The 17556-nt window shown below is 54.8% G+C and carries 20 protein-coding genes; 13 read left to right on the top strand and 7 right to left on the bottom strand.

Annotated elements, in window-relative coordinates:
* Positions 1–61: 61 nt before the first annotated feature.
* From FQ179_RS00525 to FQ179_RS00490, 8 genes are all read left to right on the top strand, one after another.
* Complete coding sequence (locus tag FQ179_RS00525; protein ID WP_149395337.1) at positions 62–448, top strand: hypothetical protein; 387 nt, start codon at positions 62–64, stop codon at positions 446–448.
* A complete protein-coding gene (locus FQ179_RS00520; protein ID WP_149395336.1) occupies positions 445–1311 on the top strand; it encodes an alpha/beta fold hydrolase in 867 nt (288 codons plus the stop codon). The genes FQ179_RS00525 and FQ179_RS00520 overlap by 4 nt, the downstream gene beginning before the upstream one ends.
* Before the next feature lie 25 nt (positions 1312–1336).
* Positions 1337–2500, top strand: coding sequence for an ABC transporter substrate-binding protein (locus FQ179_RS00515; protein ID WP_149395335.1), 1164 nt, complete (start codon positions 1337–1339; stop codon positions 2498–2500).
* Between the two features lie 15 nt (positions 2501–2515).
* Positions 2516–3385 carry a branched-chain amino acid ABC transporter permease gene (locus FQ179_RS00510; protein ID WP_149395334.1) on the top strand — a complete coding sequence of 290 codons (870 nt, stop codon included), beginning with the start codon at positions 2516–2518 and terminating at the stop codon, positions 3383–3385.
* Position 3386: 1 nt separating this feature from the next.
* The gene (locus tag FQ179_RS00505; protein WP_188074467.1) at positions 3387–4367 is read left to right on the top strand and encodes a branched-chain amino acid ABC transporter permease; all 981 of its coding nucleotides are present in this window, start codon (positions 3387–3389) and stop codon (positions 4365–4367) included.
* Entirely contained in the window at positions 4364–5143 is a 780-nt protein-coding gene (locus FQ179_RS00500; protein WP_149395333.1) for an ABC transporter ATP-binding protein, read from the top strand. The genes FQ179_RS00505 and FQ179_RS00500 overlap by 4 nt, the downstream gene beginning before the upstream one ends.
* Complete coding sequence (locus FQ179_RS00495; RefSeq protein ID WP_149396836.1) at positions 5130–5843, top strand: ABC transporter ATP-binding protein; 714 nt, start codon at positions 5130–5132, stop codon at positions 5841–5843. The genes FQ179_RS00500 and FQ179_RS00495 overlap by 14 nt, the downstream gene beginning before the upstream one ends.
* Before the next feature lie 65 nt (positions 5844–5908).
* On the top strand, positions 5909–6664 hold the full coding sequence (locus FQ179_RS00490) for an N-acyl homoserine lactonase family protein (protein ID WP_149396835.1): 756 nt from the start codon (positions 5909–5911) through the stop codon (positions 6662–6664).
* Here FQ179_RS00490 and FQ179_RS00485 read toward each other — a convergent pair.
* Complete coding sequence (locus tag FQ179_RS00485; RefSeq protein WP_149395332.1) at positions 6661–7629, bottom strand: tripartite tricarboxylate transporter substrate binding protein; 969 nt, start codon at positions 7627–7629, stop codon at positions 6661–6663. The genes FQ179_RS00490 and FQ179_RS00485 overlap by 4 nt on opposite strands.
* A gap of 272 nt (positions 7630–7901) precedes the next feature.
* Between FQ179_RS00485 and FQ179_RS00480 the strand changes: the two genes are divergently transcribed.
* The 3 genes from FQ179_RS00480 to FQ179_RS00470 all read left to right on the top strand — a co-directional run bounded on the left by FQ179_RS00480 (position 7902) and on the right by FQ179_RS00470 (position 11132).
* Positions 7902–9377, top strand: coding sequence for an aldehyde dehydrogenase (locus FQ179_RS00480; protein ID WP_149395331.1), 1476 nt, complete (start codon positions 7902–7904; stop codon positions 9375–9377).
* Between the two features lie 62 nt (positions 9378–9439).
* Complete coding sequence (locus FQ179_RS00475; protein WP_149395330.1) at positions 9440–10327, top strand: NAD(P)-dependent oxidoreductase; 888 nt, start codon at positions 9440–9442, stop codon at positions 10325–10327.
* A 103-nt stretch (positions 10328–10430) separates the two neighbouring features.
* Positions 10431–11132: an IclR family transcriptional regulator gene (locus FQ179_RS00470; RefSeq protein ID WP_149395329.1), complete on the top strand. Its 702-nt coding sequence runs from the start codon at positions 10431–10433 to the stop codon at positions 11130–11132.
* Between the two features lie 15 nt (positions 11133–11147).
* Here the strand turns inward: FQ179_RS00470 and FQ179_RS00465 are convergent, their stop codons facing one another.
* Positions 11148–11402 carry a hypothetical protein gene (locus FQ179_RS00465; protein WP_149395328.1) on the bottom strand — a complete coding sequence of 85 codons (255 nt, stop codon included), beginning with the start codon at positions 11400–11402 and terminating at the stop codon, positions 11148–11150.
* Between FQ179_RS00465 and FQ179_RS22865 the strand changes: the two genes are divergently transcribed.
* The gene (locus FQ179_RS22865; protein ID WP_149396834.1) at positions 11361–11765 is read left to right on the top strand and encodes a LysR substrate-binding domain-containing protein; all 405 of its coding nucleotides are present in this window, start codon (positions 11361–11363) and stop codon (positions 11763–11765) included. The genes FQ179_RS00465 and FQ179_RS22865 overlap by 42 nt on opposite strands.
* Before the next feature lie 95 nt (positions 11766–11860).
* On the opposite strand, the gene FQ179_RS00455 is transcribed toward FQ179_RS22865, so the two are convergent.
* From FQ179_RS00455 to FQ179_RS00445, 3 genes are all read right to left on the bottom strand, one after another.
* Positions 11861–12544: a GntR family transcriptional regulator gene (locus tag FQ179_RS00455; RefSeq protein WP_188074466.1), complete on the bottom strand. Its 684-nt coding sequence runs from the start codon at positions 12542–12544 to the stop codon at positions 11861–11863.
* A gap of 245 nt (positions 12545–12789) precedes the next feature.
* Positions 12790–13128: a hypothetical protein gene (locus FQ179_RS00450; protein ID WP_149395326.1), complete on the bottom strand. Its 339-nt coding sequence runs from the start codon at positions 13126–13128 to the stop codon at positions 12790–12792.
* Complete coding sequence (locus tag FQ179_RS00445; RefSeq protein ID WP_149395325.1) at positions 13115–13912, bottom strand: hydantoinase/carbamoylase family amidase; 798 nt, start codon at positions 13910–13912, stop codon at positions 13115–13117. The genes FQ179_RS00450 and FQ179_RS00445 overlap by 14 nt, the downstream gene beginning before the upstream one ends.
* Before the next feature lie 490 nt (positions 13913–14402).
* Here FQ179_RS00445 and FQ179_RS00440 point away from each other — a divergent pair, with 490 nt between their 5' ends.
* Positions 14403–14789 (top strand): hypothetical protein, encoded by a 387-nt coding sequence (locus FQ179_RS00440; protein WP_149395324.1) that lies wholly within the window; start codon positions 14403–14405, stop codon positions 14787–14789.
* Positions 14790–15015: 226 nt separating this feature from the next.
* On the opposite strand, the gene FQ179_RS00435 is transcribed toward FQ179_RS00440, so the two are convergent.
* Both FQ179_RS00435 and FQ179_RS00430 read right to left on the bottom strand, forming a co-directional pair.
* Positions 15016–16074, bottom strand: a complete 1059-nt coding sequence (locus tag FQ179_RS00435) for an alcohol dehydrogenase (protein WP_149395323.1) — start codon at positions 16072–16074, stop codon at positions 15016–15018.
* A 17-nt stretch (positions 16075–16091) separates the two neighbouring features.
* Positions 16092–17555: an NAD-dependent succinate-semialdehyde dehydrogenase gene (locus tag FQ179_RS00430; protein ID WP_149395322.1), complete on the bottom strand. Its 1464-nt coding sequence runs from the start codon at positions 17553–17555 to the stop codon at positions 16092–16094.
* Between the last annotated feature and the right edge of the window lies 1 nt (position 17556).

The following is a 17556-nucleotide window of genomic DNA, read 5'->3' as shown; positions in this document are numbered from 1 at the left end:
TTCTATCTCTAAGAATAAGCGTTCTCTCAGAAAGAACTAAAATTAGCGTCACGGAGGAAAAATGGGAGACACAAAGACCGCAAGCAGCGGCACATCATTAGCACAGCACTTTGCGCACGTCGCCGCCGGCCATGCGCGGAACCGATCTGTCAATGCCATCGTGCTCCTCCAGTTTGAACAGGCTCAGCTTCTGGTGCAAATTCAAGACGGACGCGTAACCGAAGTTCTTGACACCTTCCCGCCGCTGGCCTCCTGGGATTTCGCAATCAAGGCCGACGCCGATACCTGGTCACGGCTCTGGCAAGTCATACCCGAGGCCGGCAGTCACGACATTTTTGCGTTGGCCAAAAACGGCCACATGCGCATTGAAGGCAATCTGCATCCGCTTATGGCTCATCTGCAATACATGAAAGACCTGCTGGCATTGGGCCGGAGGGCTGCTGAATGACCGCGCAGATTGAACCTATTACAGGCCGCTACGTGTCGTTCGATGTCGCAGGCAAACGTTGTAGAGTCTATTTTGAAGAAGCGGGCGAAGGCATTCCTTTGGTCTGCCTGCATACGGCGGGAGCCGACAACCGCCAGTATCGCCATATGCTGTGCGACCCGGACATCACCAGCCAATACAGAGTGCTGGCGTTTGACATGCCTTGGCATGGCAAGTCGTATCCACCGGAAGGCTGGCAAGACACAGAATATCGCCTCACAACCGAACTCTACGTAGAAACCATTCTGTCGTTCTGCCGGGCTCTCGATCTCGAGGCTCCAGTCCTTATCGGGTGCTCGATCGGTGGGCGCATCGTCCTTCAGCTCGCCAACAACCATGGCGCTAAATTTCGAGCCCTGATCGGTGTTGAAAGCGCCGACTACCAGCAGCCTTGGTATGACACGTCCTGGCTGCATCGGGGTGACGTGCACGGCGGCGAAGTTTGTGCCGCGCTGGTTTCAGGATTGGTAGCTCCGCAATCCCCTGCCTTGCACCGGCACGAGACGCTGTGGCAGTACATGCAAGGCGGGCCTGGCGTCTTTCGTGGCGATCTGTATTTCTATCGCGTAGACAGCGATCTGCGCGGCAAGCTGAACAACATCGATACGGAACGTTGTCCGCTTTATCTGCTGACTGGCGAATACGATTTTTCCTGCTCGCCTGCCGACACATTACGCACCGCTGACGCCATACCGGGTGCCAAAGTGGCCATCATGCCTGAGGTCGGCCACTTCCCCATGAGCGAAAACCCGCAGCAATTTCGCAAATATCTTATGCCTGTCCTGGAAGAAATCCGTGACAGCGCAGCTGTTCCACCGGTTTGAACCGAACTATTCCTGGAGACTACACATGAAAATCAAAACCACTGTCGTATTGCTGGCCTGTCTGGCCGCCCCGCTTTCCGTCTCTGCCCAAGAGACTCTCAATATTGGAGCGCTCGTGACGCTGTCCGGCGCTGGCGCATCGTGGGGGCAAGGCATGAAAAACGCCGCTGAAATCGCCGCCGATGAAGTCAATGAAAAGGGCGGCCTCGAAGTTGGCGGCAAGAAGTACAAAGTCAATGTCATTGCTTACGACGACAAGTACCAAGCCAATGAAGCAGTCACGGTAGCCAACCGTCTGGTCTTCGAAGACAAGGTTCAGTACATCATTGGCCCTGTGGGTTCAGCCCCAGTCTTAGCTATCCAGCCCATCACGGAAAAGAACAAAGTCATCGTCATGACGCTCGGCTTCACCTCGAAGGCCCTGCAAAAAGAAAAGCCTTTCACCTTCCGTCCTAACGTCACTACCGCCGAGGTATCTCAGCCGCAAATCGACTGGGTCGTCGGGTCTCAAGGGATCAAGAAAGTCGGAGCGCTATTTCCAAATGATGAAACCGGACAGCAGATCGCGATCGACCTTAAGGCCGCCTACAAACATGCAGGTGCCGATCTGGCGGCTGTGGAGTTCTTTGAACGCGACCGAGTGGACTTCGTTCCCTTGCTTACCCGCATGGCCGCTCGCGGCATTAACGCGATCGAACTCGATGGTAATTCGCCCACGACGGCTGGCCTCATTGTGAAGCAAGCACGCGAAATCGGATTCACCGGAAACATTATTCGCACTGGCGGCCCGGCCACTCAGGAAATCGTTAACGTAGCCGGCAAGGAGGCTGCGGAAGGCATGTTTGTGCATACGCCGATTGACGCCGAACTGGATAGCACCAAAGCCTACACCGAAGCCTATGCGACCAAATACAAGACTTCAATGAACGGCTTCAGCCCAGCGTTCTACGACGGCACACGCATGCTGTTTGAAGCCATGAAGCGTGCCGGTACAACCACCGATACTGACAAGGTGCGCGCCGAACTCGAAAAGATCACTGATTTTTCGGGCTCACTGGGCAAGCTGAACTGGACGGGCCAAGAGATGTATGGCAGCAACCACCAGTTGAATGCGCCCTTCTATGTCGCGGAAGTCAAAGACGGAAAAGAAGTCATACGCGCCCGCTGCACAGTAAGCGGCTGCAAGTAAGCTAAAGGACAGATTGTGGATTGGAGTATTCTCATCGTGCAGGCGACGGTCAATGGCTTGATCGTCGGCTTGCTTTACCTGTTGATGGCAGTCGGCTTTACTCTGGTGTTCGGCGTCATGCGTATGGTGAACTTTGCCCACGGCGAGTTCTACATGCTAGGCGCGTTCGGCGCCTACTTTCTGACTGCGGGACTGGGGCTGTCTTTCTTACCCGCCCTAGCCATTACGTTCCTTGGCGCCGTACTGTTTGGTGCCGTCATTGAATGGATGGTGCTCAAACCGTTTCGCAATGACGAGCTGAACGGCATGATTGCGACCATCGGCCTGGCAATGATTCTTCAAAACCTTGCACTGATGTTCTTCGGTCCCGATCCTTTGTCCATGCCCTCCCTCGCACAAGGGGCAACCCGCTTTGGCAAGATCGCCATCCCAACCTCGCGGATTTATGTCGTTATCTTTGCCCTGGTAGTTCTCGCCCTGTTATATGCGTTCCTGAAGCACTCCCGACCGGGGCGCGCGCTGCGCGCCGTGGTCGAAGACTTCGAAATCGCCTCCATACAGGGCATACGTGCGCGCATCTACTATCCCATCGGTTTTGGCATTGGCGTCGGGCTGGCGGCAGTGGCCGGCGCGCTCATGGCACCGCTGTTCTCGGTATCCCCCTTCGTCGGCGCTGCACCTTTGCTAAAAGCCTTCATCGTTGTAATTTTGGGCGGCTTGGGCAGCATACCCGGCGCAGCCGTCGCAGGCTTGGCGCTGGGCCTACTGGAAAGCTACAGCAGCTTGTTTTTCAGCAGCAGCACCGCAGACATGCTTATTTTTATGATTGTTATTGCAATGCTGGTGGTTCGCCCCAAAGGCTTGCTCGGACAAGGAGAAGTCTGACATGAGCACTTCGCTCAGCATCAACACTCAATCCCCAGTCCGTCGCCACGGAATGCTGGCCTTGGGTCTGGCCGTTCTGGCCATTATTGTCATCTTGCCCTGGTTCGCCAGCCAGTTTGTGCTTCACCTGGCAGTCCTGACAGCGCTCAATGTACTCGTGGTCAATGGACTTGCTCTCATCAGCCGGTCGGGCCAACTCTCCTTGGGCCACGCGGCCTTTATAGCTATCGGTGCCTATGTCGGCGTCTTGGCCAGCCAACACTTTGGCCTGGCTTTCTGGAGCTCAGCACTCGTGGGAACAGTGGCCACCGCCATCATCGCACTAGTGCTTGGCTGGATTATTTTACGCCTCAAGGGGGTGTACTTCGTTCTGGTCACCTTCGCTTTTGGCGAGCTGGTCCGCCTGGTCCTGCTGGACTTTTCAGCGTTTACTGGCGGCGCAAACGGCATTACCGGGATTGATCCCGCAGCGCTGCTGGGCTTTACCTTCGATACCCGCGCTTCCTTCTACGCCTTGGCTCTTGTCGTCGCCCTGCTATCCGTCCTGATCATGCACGGTCTGTTCCGCTCGCCGCTCGGGCACGCCATCGACTCCGTCGCTGACAACGCCGGACTCGCCGAATCCACAGGCTTAAGCGTGCATCGTCTACAGGTGTTTGCCTTTGTGTGCGGTTGCGCAATGGCCGCATTTGGTGGCAACTTGCTGGCCCGGTATATTGGCTACATCTCGCCGGAGTCTTTCAATATCAGCATTTCCGTGGGCCTGATCATTATGCTGGTGATAGGAGGGCGGCGCTCAAACTGGGGACCCTTGGTAGGCGCCATTGTTCTTACCCCGTTGCCCGAATTATTCCGGGGAGCAGTCCAGACACAGCATATTTTCTACGGTGCTGCGCTGATTCTCATTCTGCGCTTTTTGCCTGGCGGGTTGGCTGCACTACCGCAGGCTGTACGAAGCCTGGCCACACGGAGAAACCCATGAGTTCTGAATTACTCGCTGTTCGTGGTCTGACCCGTCGATTCGGTGGCTTGATCGCATTAAACAACCTCAGCTTTTCTGTACAAGAAGGCGAAATCATCGGCCTGATTGGCCCCAATGGCGCAGGCAAGACCACGGCATTCAATGCAATCACTGGCACCGTGCCACCTTCGTCAGGTACCGTGCACTTTAACGGCATTAACATTTCGGGTGGGCCGCCCAGCCGCGTGGTCGCCGCCGGACTCGCCCGCACCTTCCAATCGACATCGACTTACCCCAACGAAACCGTTGCAGAAAACGTTTATCGAGGCATGCTGTCACGCATCGCAGGATCTGCTGTCGGCCTGTTGACCGGGCGCCGCAACCGAAATTTAAGCCCAACTTCTATCCCGGCGGAGATCGATCAGATACTCGGCGTAACCGACCTGCAGTCCTGGCGCAATGCAGCAGCCGGCAGCTTGCCCTATGGCTTGCAGAAGAAGCTCGGAATCGCTGTGGCACTGGCCACTCAACCACGCATGCTGCTGCTCGATGAGCCCGCTGCCGGCCTGAACCATGAAGAATGCCGTGACCTGACCCGACTGCTACGTCGGCTGCGCGACGACGGGTTAACGTTGCTGTTGGTCGAACATCATATGGCGCTTGTGATGGATTTATGCCATCGCATCGTCGTACTAGTTCAAGGCGAAAAAATAGCCGAGGGGACGCCGGAACAAATCAGCCAAGACCCCGCCGTTATTGAAGCCTATCTCGGAGCACCCGATTATGCCCATGCTTGATATCCAGAACCTGACGGTATCCTATGGCCCCCTGGAAGCAGTGCGCAGTATTAGTTTCAACGTGGAGGCGGGTCATATCGTTGCCTTGATTGGATCCAACGGCGCAGGAAAGAGCACGACCCTGCGATCTATTATCGGTCTGACGCCGGTCGCTGGCGGCCAGATTCTGCTTGAGGGCAAGGACATCACCCGCGTCGGCGCCGCTACTCGCGTGCAGGCAGGCATCGCCCTTTCGCCGGAAGGCCGACGACTGTTTGGACGCATGTCCGTCCAGGAAAACCTGCTGACCGGCGCGCACGGCGTTCGTTCGCGCAGCATCATCAATCGGACCCTGGATGAAATCTACGCATTATTCCCACGAGTTCTGGAGCGGCGGCGCCAGCTCGCCGGTTCGCTCTCGGGCGGCGAGCAGCAAATGGTAGCCATTGGGCGCGCGCTAATGGCGAACCCCCGACTGCTCATGCTCGACGAACCTTCGTTAGGCATTGCGCCAAAAATCGTTGCCGAGATCGCTGCGGCCATCGAGCGCATCAACCGCGATAAGAAGATGTCCATCATCTTGGTCGAACAGAACGCCCGTCTGGCATTGCGTTTATCGCATTATGCCTTCGCACTCGAACATGGCGAGATCATACGCAGCGGTCCGGGCCATGAGCTTCTGTCGGATCCCATCATACAAAAATCTTACCTGGGAGTCTGATCTTGTCTGACCTAAATGCCAAGCCGATACCCGAGTACGAGGTCTATGCATTGCGGTATGCCCATATGCCTCGCGTCCGGCGGGATAACTTCCTGGGCGGAGATCCCCATGACGGGCCAATGCCCATGGACTTCTTTGTATGGGTGTTGCGTTCGCCTGAGCGCGTCGTACTGGTGGACACGGGCTTCAATGCTCAGACTGCCGCAGTGCGTCAACGCGCACTCATACGCTGTCCCATCGACGCCCTTTCCGACGTCGGAGTTCGGGGAGACGACATTCAAGATGTCATTCTGACCCACCTGCACTACGATCACGCCGGCAATCTGGACAAACTGCCCAATGCGCGTTTTCACGTGCAGGATGGCGAGGTGGAATACGCAACGGGGCGCTGCATGTGTTTCCAGCCTTTGCGCCATGCCTATGCAGTGGAAGACGTCGTCACACTGATCAGGAAGGTGTATGACGATAGGGTAGTGTTTCATGAGGGCGACCAGCCCGTAGTGCCGGGCGTCAGCGTGCTTAAGATCGGCGGTCACACCAAGGGCTTGCAGTCCGTCAGGGTGAATACAGCGAGAGGATGGGTCGTTCTCGCTTCCGATGCCTCGCATTACTACGAAAACATGGAGAAACAACGGCCGTTTCCCATCGTGCACAACGTTGCTGACATGCTTGCAGGCTACGCCCGACTGACGGGCGCGGCCGATAGCATGGACCACATCGTGCCGGGGCATGATCCCATGGTCATGCAACTATACCCGCCCATATGCCAAGAAAACCCCGACACCGTCATGCTACATGTGGCGCCAGGGTTGTCGGTTTAGTCGACCTGGGCGCCGGATGCCTTCACTGCCGTAGCCCATTGGGCTGCCTCGTTCACCACAAGCTTCTGGAAGTCGGCTGGTGCGCTGTTTACCACTTCCGCACCCATAGCCTCCAGACGTTTCGTGAACTCGGGCTCTGCAACCGCTTTATGCGAAGACTTGAAAATTGTCTCAGACACGCTAGCCGGCAAGTTTTTGGGTCCGAACAAGCCAAACCACGTTGCTGCGCTAAAGTCGTTCAGGCCCGCCTCCGTCATTGTGGGCACATCGGGGATGGCTGCAATTCGTGTTGGGTTCGCGACGGCAATAGCGGTGAGCGTGTTGCTCTGAATATATGGCAACGCGGCAGAAAGCGTTACAAAAGCCGATTCCACCTGGCCGCCAAGCAAATCATTAATCATGGGCGCATCGCCGCGGTAAGGAATATGTACCAATTTAGTGCCGGTGCGTTCTTTAAACAACGCCTGCGTCAAATGCTGAGGGGAGCCATTTCCAGGCGAACCTACCGTCACGCCTTCAGGACGGTTCTTCGCGTACTTGATGTACTCGTCCAGTGTTTTTACGTTAAGTTCGGGCGCCGTAACCAGAACAATAGGAATACGGGCAACGAGGGTAATGGGCGTGAAGTCGGCGATAGGATCGTAAGAAAGATTTTTGTAAAGGCTGCCACTAATGGTATGCGCGGCCGTCGTCATGTACAGCTTATACCCATCGCTCTCACTACGCGCGACTTCTGCGGCGGCCACGGTAGTACCCGCGCCAGGCTTATTGACAACGACAATGGTTTGCCCAAGGTCTTTGGAAATATCGGTGGCGACCAGACGCGCGATGACATCCGTCGCCCCGCCCGCAGCATAAGGCACCACCAGATTGATCGGCTGATCCGGGTAGCCGGCTGCATTGGCCAGTGTACTGAACAGAACGCAGCTCAGGCCCGCGAATACGGATAATTTTTTGAACGTCATTGATTTTCCTTGTTGAGTATTCCGATGAGCACACCCCCACGTCATTGCGCAGGTTAGTGGACTTCTCATAAACAGAACATACGTTCTATCAGAAAGAATTCTCGCATATCTTTATCAAACTCGCAAAGAAAATAAATAGTAGCGACACCTGGTCCATTCCATGATTGACATCAGCTGTAGCCAAGCCATAAAATAGAACGATCGTACCGCTAGAAAGAACAACAATGCATACAACCTCAAAGAACACCTGCATTCCTTCGGAGTCACAACACATGTCGCAACAGCCCGACCAAGATCCCAAACCTCTGCTCATCAACGGTGAATGGGTATCAGGCGCGACCGAGTCATTCGATTCGATCAATCCCGCAAACGGGAAAGTCAATTACGCATTGCAAGTGGCTTCGCACGCGCAGGTCGACGCAGCGGTCGCATCCGCCAAGGCTGCGGCTGCCGAGCCTGCCTGGAAAAATATGCTGCCCCATGTACGGGCACAGCTGCTCGTGCGCATGGCAGACCTCATCGTCCAGCATGGAGATGAATTCGCGCGCTTGCAAATGCAAGAGAACGGCAAGGTATGGTCTGAATGCAAGGCACAAGCCAGCAGTGCCGCAGCAACCTTCCGCTACTTTGCGTCCGTCTGCGAAACACTGGGTTCCGAAATTACCCCATCACGCGGCAATTATTTATCCATGACCGCATACGAACCCTACGGTGTCGTTGCAGCGATTACCCCCTGGAACTCGCCCCTGACCATGGAAGCACAAAAGGTCGCGCCCGCTCTGGCCGCCGGAAATGCTGTCATTCTCAAGCCTTCTGAAATCACCCCTTCGCCTGCCTTGCTTCTCGGAGAAATCGGCCTGCAAGCAGGCTTGCCTCCTGGCATCCTGAATGTGCTGACCGGTGACGGTGCAGTAACCGGCAAAGCGCTGGTCCAGCATCGCGACGTGCGTATGGTGTCCTTTACCGGAGGTACGGCAACAGGTCGCAGTATCGGCATGATAGCTGCCGGGCGTTTAATCCCTGTTGCTTTAGAACTGGGAGGAAAATCCCCGCATATCGTGTTTGAAGATGCCAATCTTGACGCAGCAGTCCAGAGCATTATTGGCGGTATTTTCGAAGGTAGCGGGCAGTCTTGCGTTGCAGGTTCACGCCTATTCGTTCAGGCCAGTATTTACGACGAGTTCATCGCTCTGCTGGTAAAGCGCAGTAGCACTATCAAGGTCGATCAACCAGAAGTCGCCGGCGCCCAAATGGGCCCTCTTTCCAGCTTCGGACACCGGGCGCGTATCGAAAAATTCGTCGAATCCGCCAAAGCAGAAGGCGGCCAGATCGCACTTGGAGGAAAACGTCCAGAAGGTTCTCAGTTTGAAAATGGCGCATTTTTTCTACCCACAATCATTACCGGTTTGGACAATCAGGCGATCGCAGTCAGAGATGAAATTTTTGGTCCGGTCTTGTGTGTATTGCGGTTCGAAGATGAGGCTGACCTGATCGCTCAGGCCAATGACAGCGCATTCGGGCTGGCGTCCGGAATCTGGACAGCTAATTATCAACGCGCATGGCGTGTTGCTCGTGCACTGGAAACCGGACTGGTTTGGATCAACACCTACAAACAGTTGTCAATTTCTACGCCCTTTGGTGGCTTCAAAGACAGTGGCATTGGGCGTGAAAAAGGTGTTACTGGCTTGCGTCTTTACCAGCAAAGCAAAGGCATTTACTGGAGCATGGACCCCAACAACATGGGTTGACGCATACATGTCTCATGAACAACCACAGCATCAATTGACAAGCGAGAAAAGGAAATCAATCCATGTCAGTATTTAAAACCATAGGTTTCATTGGCGTCGGTGTCATGGGCGAACCTATCTGTCGCCACCTCGCCACGAAAAGTGGCTTGAAAGTACTCGCGCACGATCATGACTCAGTACCCTTGCAGCGCCTGGCCCAACACGGTGTGCAAATCGCCACAGCAAATGACATTTCAGCCCAGGCCGATATTATTTTCCTGTCTCTTCCGTCCGGTCAAATCGTCGAGAAAGTCATTTTGGGTAGCCAGGAAAACGGCTTGCTGCACAATGGCCGCAAGAACCAACTAATCGTCGACCTCAGCACCTCACCTGTCGACCTCAGTCGCGGGGTTGCGGCAGAGCTCGCAAAACATGGCATGCGTTTTGCAGATGCGCCCGTCATGCGCACACGCGCAGCGGCCGAAGCCGGCACGTTGGCGGTACCGGTCGGCGCCGACGACGATGTTTTCCTTAGCATAAAGCCCTTGCTCGATACCTTCGCTTCAGACGTCACGCATGTGGGCGGAATCGGCGCCGGCCAAGTCGTCAAAATCCTGAACAACATGGTTTTGTATGAAACCGTTCTTGCCCTCGCCGAAGCCCGGGCAATCGGTGCACGCGCCGGGGTGAATCCCGACATGCTCTTCTCAGCGATGTCGACGGGTTCGGCAGACAGCTTTGCCCTTCGTAACCACGGCATGAAAGCGATCGCACCTCAGAATTTTCCCGAGAAGGCTTTTCCAGTTTCTTATGCAAGAAAAGACTTACTGTATGCCGTGGGTCTGGCTGAACAAGTCGGTGTCGAAGCAACAGGCGCGAAAAACCTGGTGGCGTGTTTTGATAAAGCCATCGCAGCCGGACACGGCGACAAGTATGCGCCCGCCATCTCACTTGTCTTTGAAGGGAAATAAACGTCAGCTAACAGAGCCCGGCATTCGTCGGACTGCTGTTGCCCTTGCGGGTCGCATGGCATAATCAGAACCTAATGCCATCAATCTCTCAAATACTTACCTCATGAGCACCAACTCTGTTCCGGAAAATGACGGCGTCGCTGCGGTAGATCGCGCCCTGGCTATTGTTGACGTTGTATCGCAGCACCACGAACCCATGACCCTGGCCGACCTGTCGCGCGCAACCGGCTTTTATAAAAGCACGCTCCTGCGCCTGATCTCATCGCTCGAAAGAGCCAGGCTGGTAATTCGGCGCAGCGACGGACGCTATGCGATAGGCTCCTACGCCCATCAACTGGGCCGCGCTTATGAGGCAGCGTACAGACTATCCGAAGTGGTTTTACCCTTGCTGCAAGACATGGTCGACAATGGCAGCGAAAGCGCGTCTTTCCACACCTATCACGACGCTAGCTTGCGCATCTGTTTGCTACGTGTCGACTCTCACCATTCCACGCTTGACCGCATAAGGGTCGGTGAACTCCTTCCTCTGGACCGGGGTGCCGCTGGAAAGCTGATCACCCTGTACAGTGAGAGCATTCCTAAAAAGACCGAGCTCCTTACCTTGTCCATGGGCGAACGCGACCCCATCTGTGCTGCCGTCGCGAGTCCAGTTTTCGGTGCTGACAACGTATTTTGCGGCGCAATATCACTGTCCGGACCAAAAGAGCGATTTACGCCCGCCGCAATAAAGAAAATGTCGAAGATGGCACTACAGGCAGCCGAAAAAGCCACGTTAACCTTGGGCGGGCGCTGGCCCAAACCATAGCCCACCCATTTTTACTTATCCAGATATGTCGGGGCCTACCGGCCCGACATGTCTGGTGACCGCATTCACCACCGCCAGCAATCCGGTGTCTTGCCCGTAGCGACCAATCATTTGCAAACCCAATGGCAAGCCCTTGGGACCAAGATCGATGGGGAACAATACAGATGGCAAGTGAAGTAAAGTCCATAAAACGCCAAACCGAGGGTCTCCTGCCGAGGCAAGGCCTTCATCGGCCTCACCTGCCGCAGCCGGATACAAGACGGCATCCACCCCTATGCTGCGCTTGCGAGCATCGAGCCGGAAAAATTACACGGCCTGCCATTCATAGGCTTTAGCGCCGATGCTGCTCTATATTTCCGTGAACGGATACAAAGTATCTTTGCCCATTTTCAGATTCAACCTCGCATCGTTCACAAAAGCGTCACGCCAACACTTTTGTCGCTGGTCGAAGCAGGTATGGGGTTAGCTCTGGTACCAGCTTCTGGTTCCAGCCTCCGGCCCGGTGGCTTGCGCTACCTGCCACTGGTGGAGGAGGAAAATATAGCTGCCATCGTCCTATATTGCGCACAGCGCTGGAACGACGATAATCCGGCGATAAAGGCCGCATATTCCATACTGAGCAACAATGACTAAGAGTTCGCAAAACACCTTATATAGTAGGCAGCTCCGTGCTCTGGCTTAACGATTTCTTGGGCGTGAAATTGAAATTCTGCCCTGCACGCCAGCGTCTATTTCAGTTGGGTGGCAAACATGATTTGCAGCCGCACCTGGCCGGCATTATAAATATGCTCTCGAGCGGCTTTCTCGGCGGCAGCAGGGTCGTGGCTGGCTATCGCATCGACAATTGCCCGATTCTCTTCAAGCCCGCTTTGCATTCGTCCTGGTTCCAGGTACGTTGTCTTGCCCAGCAAAATCAGTGCATTTGATAACACGTTGAAAGCACTTGTGAGATAAGCGTTATGGGCCGCATCCACAATAGCCATGTGCAGCCGCCGGTTGCCTTCAGCCGCCTCTTCAGCAGTTTGAGCCAATGCCATTCGCTCGACCATATGCTGCATAGACTGAACTTCGAACGCAGACGCCTGGGTCGCCGCAAAGCGCGCCGCCGCTCCTGCCAGAAGCTCCCGCATGGCATACAGTTCCATTACACGAGCAGGCGAAAGCGTAGTGACGCACAGGCCTCTGGCCGAATTCGTTTCTATAAGACCTTCAGCCTCAAGACGTTTCAAGGCTTCGCGTACCGGCGTACGGCTGACCTCCAATCTGTCTGATACCTCGACCTCTCGGAGACGATCTCCCGGCCTTAAAGACTGTTGGCTAATTTCTTCCCGCAGTCGCGAATAAACAAATTCCGCACGGGACACAGAACGGGAGTTGTTAAGTGCAGTGGTGGTTTCATTCCGCTTGGGCAAAACACTCTCCATGGTTCATACTTGTGCGTGATTTCGAGGTACGAATGCGAGTATACACAGGGACGCGGAGAATCCAACCCTACACTATTAGCGCGAGAGTAGAGCTTACAACTTACTCATGAGCATGCAACCCCCGCCCTACGCCCCGCACAGACCCTGTACCGTCGAGCAGATCACCATCCGCGGTACCGTGCCCTATCGTATTCGCCGATGGGCTCCTGAAAACGATTCTTCGCTGAATGCGCTCACGCTCCTCTTTCGTCGGCCTCTGTCTCTTCGTCTTTGTCCTTGGGCTTTCCTTTGCCGAACATCAGACTCAGGCTATCGAGCGCGCTGGCCAGTGCCTCGGGATTGGCTTCGATCAAGACGATATCGCCGTTTCGCAAGGCGTTTGCAGTGTGAGGCGCCGTTAACCGGACTTCATTGCAAACGAGGCTGATGACCTGGGCATCGGTGCCCTTCTGTTCGGTCTCGGTCTCGTACAGCGCCATGCCAATCGCTTTTGAGCTGGGGGCAATACAGGCTTCGGTCAAATACCTGCCCGTATCGAATGATTCGACGCCGAAGCGTTCACGGGCGGGCAATAGCTTGATCCAGCTTGAGAATAGTTTGATATAAGACCTGGCAACCTACCTGCAGTTGATCCGCTGTAACCCACTCTTCCGGACAATGGCTGCGCCCTTTCAAACACGGTATGAAAATCATCCCCGCAGGACCGGCCTTAGCCAGATACGCTGCGTCATGACCCGCACCACTAGGCATTCTTTTGTATTGATGGCCGAGCATGCGAGATGCCTCCTCGATTTGCACCATCACAGATGCGGAGCAATCCGTTGGGTCCGATCGACTGATCTCCGTCCAACTTAAGTGCACGCGCAGCGCATCGACTTGCGGGCGGAATGTTTCAAGCCATGGTTCGCAGAACGTCTGCAACACATCACCGCTATCGCTACGCACCTCCAACATCATTTCAACGCGCCCCGGCACGGCATTGGACGCGTTAGGCGTCAACACAAGATGTCCGATCGTCGCAACAACATAGTGCGGCCCTACTTGCATTGCCAGCGCCTTCGAGCTGACAGCATCGATAATGCGCGCTGCAGCGACAAACGCATCACTACGAACAGTCATGGGAGTCGTGCCAGCATGATCCGGTTGCCCCTTGAGCACCACCCTATAACGGCGAATACCGACAATATTCGTGACCACGCCGATGGGCAACTGCTCGATTTCTAGCACCGGACCTTGTTCGATGTGAAGCTCGACAAACGCAGCAACCGAATCCGCTGCCTCCTTGCTAGTAGTAGGCAAAGCAGACGGATCTCCGCCTATACGTCTTATCCCTTGACGATACTGGTCCCATCCCATGCCGGGCTGCCGCGCACAGATGTCGCCGCAACCTTGAACGTGAACTTTCTATCATCGAAAGATCTCCACGTTACTGCGGACTGGCTGATCGAGGGATAAAAACGATACTTCTCGGGTTTCAAAATCACAATATCCGCGTCAGTACAATCATAGGCCGGAAGTGAGTACGGTTCTCCGGGCAGTCCAAGAATCAACAAGTAGAACTTCACGAAAGATAGCGATGCCAACTTGCCAGATGCTGGACGGCATCAGCACGCCTGCGATACCAGCAAGCGGCTCGTGCGCAATAGCTAACCAAAATGTCATGCCCACATTTTCTCGCCCGCCTTTTTGCCCCAAAGGACAATTCACCGTGGTGGTTTTCTGTGATCAGATTAGTATCTGGATCAGGAGCAATTATCGTGAAAAAGTTCCCCAGTAGCCCCCACACCGCCGTCAGCCTTGCACTGGCAAGTGTGTTTTCAATGACAAAAATCTCTTGGAGACGAAAATGAAAATACGTATGGCTGTTACTATTTGTCTCGGGCTTTTCCTGGTTGGTTGTCAGTCACCTTCACAGGTGGTTTCAGGGAAGGAAGATTTATTATCCGCTGCGGGGTTTGTAGCAAAGTCAGCGACGTCCCCCCAGCAACAAGCCGCACTAAAAAAATTACCGCCGAACAAATTTCTTCAGCAGAATCAAAACAATCAGATTGTCTACCTCTATGCAGATCCTATTGTTTGCCAATGCGTTTACTCTGGCAATCAAGCTGCGTATTCCAAATATAGTCAAATGGTATTCCAGAAAAATCTGGCTAACGAGCAGCAGATGACGGCTACGATGGACGATAACGCTTTCGATTTTGGTCCATGGGGTGGCATGTGGGGTTTTAGATAATAGACAACGTTTAACCAGCATTGTGATAAATGCTGTTTTTCCTGTTATGCGAAGCTTCGCATAACAGGAAAACTTACCTGAGTATTCTGGTACAGATGGGCATCCGCTGCTGTGCTTTATTTGACCAATTTAATTATTTATTCATGGTTTGTCGGACACATACAACGCTATTTAACCCGCCAGTTTCCATTGACAATCACACTGCTTCAGTTGATCTTCTAATGGATTACGGGACCAAGACCTGTCGTCCCACTGCGTTGCCTTTCTCCAAGGTTTCCAGGGCATCGTTCGCTTCTTCCAGCTTCCGTAGTGTTGTGGGAATTTGCGGTATCTTCTTGTCGCGGACAAGTGCAATGAGCTCTTTGGTCTCATCAATACTTCCGACATAACTCCCCTGGTAACCTTTGACGCCCAATGGCATACTCGGCGTGGGCACATCGACGTGCCCGCCGAACAGGCCCACTTGTACCAGCTTGCCGCCCTTCGCAAGCAAATCTAACCCCTGTTGAACCGTGTCACTCGACCCGACGCAATCCAGGATCATATAAACCCTGCCGCCCGCCCCCGTACGGATCTGCTCGGCTGCGTCCTGCCCGCTTGCGCTGACAAACGTGCTTGCCCCCGCATGAAGTGCCGCGTCGCGCTTGCGCACATCAGGATCTACGACCACGATGCAAGCACACCCCATTGCCTTGGCGATGCTTACCGCCATGAGCCCGAGCCCGCCTGCGCCATAGACGACTAACGATTCTCTGGAGAAGATTTCGGCATCGAATTTGCGCATGGCTGAATAGGTTGTGACACCTGAGCATGCATAAGGGGCCGCTTCAGCAGGCTTCATATCGCCAATGTCAATGAGATACCGCGCATCGGTGACAAGGACATGATCCGAGTAACCCCCTTGCTGGTACACACCCATCGAGCGATTTGCATTGGGGCATAAATTTTCGTGCCCTGATGTGCACATTGCACATGACCCACACCCCTGCCACGGGTAAACCAAATAATTGCGGCCCAGCTCGATACCGAGCACCTTTGCGCCTGCCTGTACTGCAGTACCAGCTATTTCGTGCCCAAGGGTTAAAGGCAATGGAAGCCCCCGGTCTGCCATACTCAGCTGCCGCCCATTGCCTAGGTCGTAAGAGCCGTGCCGTATGTGCAAGTCAGAATGACACACGCCGGCTGCTTTGACCTGCAACAGGATTTCGTTCTCACCGACTTCTGGCAAATCGGACTCGATCCGTCGCAGGGATTCACCATATCCAAACAATTTATAACTAATCATCGTGGCTCCTTTTCAACCTAACGTAGCCCGAGAAAATCTTCGCTGACCAACTTAATGTTCAGGTACTCTCGCAAGCCTTCGCTGCCCATTTCCACACCGTAGCCACTCTCTTTGATTCCACCAAAGGGTGCCTCGTTCATAGAAACATAAAAGCTATTAATGCCTATCGCGCCGCTTTCGATTTCGTTCACAACCCTGCGGCGTGTGATGCTGTTCTGCGTGAATACATAAGCAGCCAGACCGTACGGGAGGCGATTCGCCTCGCTGATGGCGTCGTCCAGTGTTTTATATTTCTGCACGAGCATGATGGGCCCGAACGGCTCTTCGTTCATCACACGGGCCTCGTGCGGCACGTCTGCCAGAACCGTCGGCATCCAGAAATAACCACGCTTCTGGGCGTCCGGTGCCTTTCCGCCGCATAGGACCCGAGCACCTTTCGATTGAGCGTCTTCAACAAGCTCCTTCATGATGCTGGCTCGCCTGGGCCCGATCAACGGTCCCATTTCAGACTCTGGATTCAGGCCATCACCCACCCGAACGCGCTCCATCCTCGGTACTATTGCGGCGATGAATTTCTCGTAGAGGGGCTCGGCAACCATAACCCGGGTTGGAGCAATGCATACCTGGCCTGCCGTTCGACATTTAGCCTGTACCAAAGCCTCCACGACACTCTCAAGATCAGCGTCTTCGCAGATGATCGTGGGAGCATGGCCACCTAATTCTAGCGTTGCCTTTTTCAACCCTCGGGCTGCCTTTTCTGCCAGGATCTTCCCCACGGCGGTAGAACCCGTAAATGAGAATTTCCGGATTTCGTCCCTGCTCAGAAGGTAGTCTGATATCTCTGCGGGCGCCCCGAACACAACATTCAATACGCCGGCGGGCAGCCCGGCGTCCATCAGTGCGCGCGCGACTGCGATGGCGGCAGATGGCGTTTCTTCAGCGGGCTTTATAACCAAGCTGCATCCTGCCGCGATCGCTCCTGCGATCTTTCGTGCGCTCAAGGTGGCAGGGAAATTCCACGGAGAAAAAGCCGCACAAACCCCCACGGGCTGCAGCAAGACGGAAAGGGTGTGCTCCGGGTTCTTGCCAGGGATCGTCCTTCCGTAAAGACGCCGACTTTCCTCTGCATACCATTCAAGTGTCGTGCCCGCGGCCATGACTTCACCAGTCGCCTCTTTAAGCGGTTTTCCGGTGTCCAGGGTTAGCCACCGCGCGATGTCTCCGCTGCGCTCCTGAATCAGTTGCCCTGCACGTTTGAGAATAGCCACTCTTTCTGCGAGCGCGCGTGCTCGCCATAGAGGGAGCGCCGCACTCGCCGATTTCACTGCACGATCTAGGTCAGCTTGCGTTGCATGCGGCAACTGAGCAATGGTTTCACCGGTTGCAGGATTGATCACGGGTTCGGAATCTCGCCCCGTGCAATCAAGCCATTGCCCGTCGATAAGCATTTCCAACTTCGGATAGTTCACATGCTGCGACATA

The organism is Pusillimonas sp. ANT_WB101 (genome assembly GCF_008369125.1).
Taxonomy (GTDB): Bacteria; Pseudomonadota; Gammaproteobacteria; order Burkholderiales; family Burkholderiaceae_B; genus Allopusillimonas.
The sequence above is the reverse complement of the archived record's forward strand: the minus strand, read 5'-3'. Positions and strand labels throughout refer to the sequence as shown.

Coding starts and splice junctions, on each gene's coding strand:
- FQ179_RS00485 (WP_149395332.1), bottom strand. CDS start 7,629: ATGACGTTCAAAAAATTATCCGTATTCGCGGGCCTGAGCTGCGTTCTG.
- FQ179_RS00495 (WP_149396836.1), top strand. CDS start 5,130: ATGCCCATGCTTGATATCCAGAACCTGACGGTATCCTATGGCCCCCTG.
- FQ179_RS00430 (WP_149395322.1), bottom strand. CDS start 17,555: ATGTCGCAGCATGTGAACTATCCGAAGTTGGAAATGCTTATCGACGGG.
- FQ179_RS00505 (WP_188074467.1), top strand. CDS start 3,387: ATGAGCACTTCGCTCAGCATCAACACTCAATCCCCAGTCCGTCGCCAC.
- FQ179_RS00525 (WP_149395337.1), top strand. CDS start 62: ATGGGAGACACAAAGACCGCAAGCAGCGGCACATCATTAGCACAGCAC.
- FQ179_RS00470 (WP_149395329.1), top strand. CDS start 10,431: ATGAGCACCAACTCTGTTCCGGAAAATGACGGCGTCGCTGCGGTAGAT.
- FQ179_RS00500 (WP_149395333.1), top strand. CDS start 4,364: ATGAGTTCTGAATTACTCGCTGTTCGTGGTCTGACCCGTCGATTCGGT.
- FQ179_RS00490 (WP_149396835.1), top strand. CDS start 5,909: ATGCCTCGCGTCCGGCGGGATAACTTCCTGGGCGGAGATCCCCATGAC.
- FQ179_RS00445 (WP_149395325.1), bottom strand. CDS start 13,912: ATGGGATGGGACCAGTATCGTCAAGGGATAAGACGTATAGGCGGAGAT.
- FQ179_RS00435 (WP_149395323.1), bottom strand. CDS start 16,074: ATGATTAGTTATAAATTGTTTGGATATGGTGAATCCCTGCGACGGATC.
- FQ179_RS00440 (WP_149395324.1), top strand. CDS start 14,403: ATGAAAATACGTATGGCTGTTACTATTTGTCTCGGGCTTTTCCTGGTT.
- FQ179_RS00515 (WP_149395335.1), top strand. CDS start 1,337: ATGAAAATCAAAACCACTGTCGTATTGCTGGCCTGTCTGGCCGCCCCG.
- FQ179_RS00475 (WP_149395330.1), top strand. CDS start 9,440: ATGTCAGTATTTAAAACCATAGGTTTCATTGGCGTCGGTGTCATGGGC.
- FQ179_RS00520 (WP_149395336.1), top strand. CDS start 445: ATGACCGCGCAGATTGAACCTATTACAGGCCGCTACGTGTCGTTCGAT.
- FQ179_RS00480 (WP_149395331.1), top strand. CDS start 7,902: ATGTCGCAACAGCCCGACCAAGATCCCAAACCTCTGCTCATCAACGGT.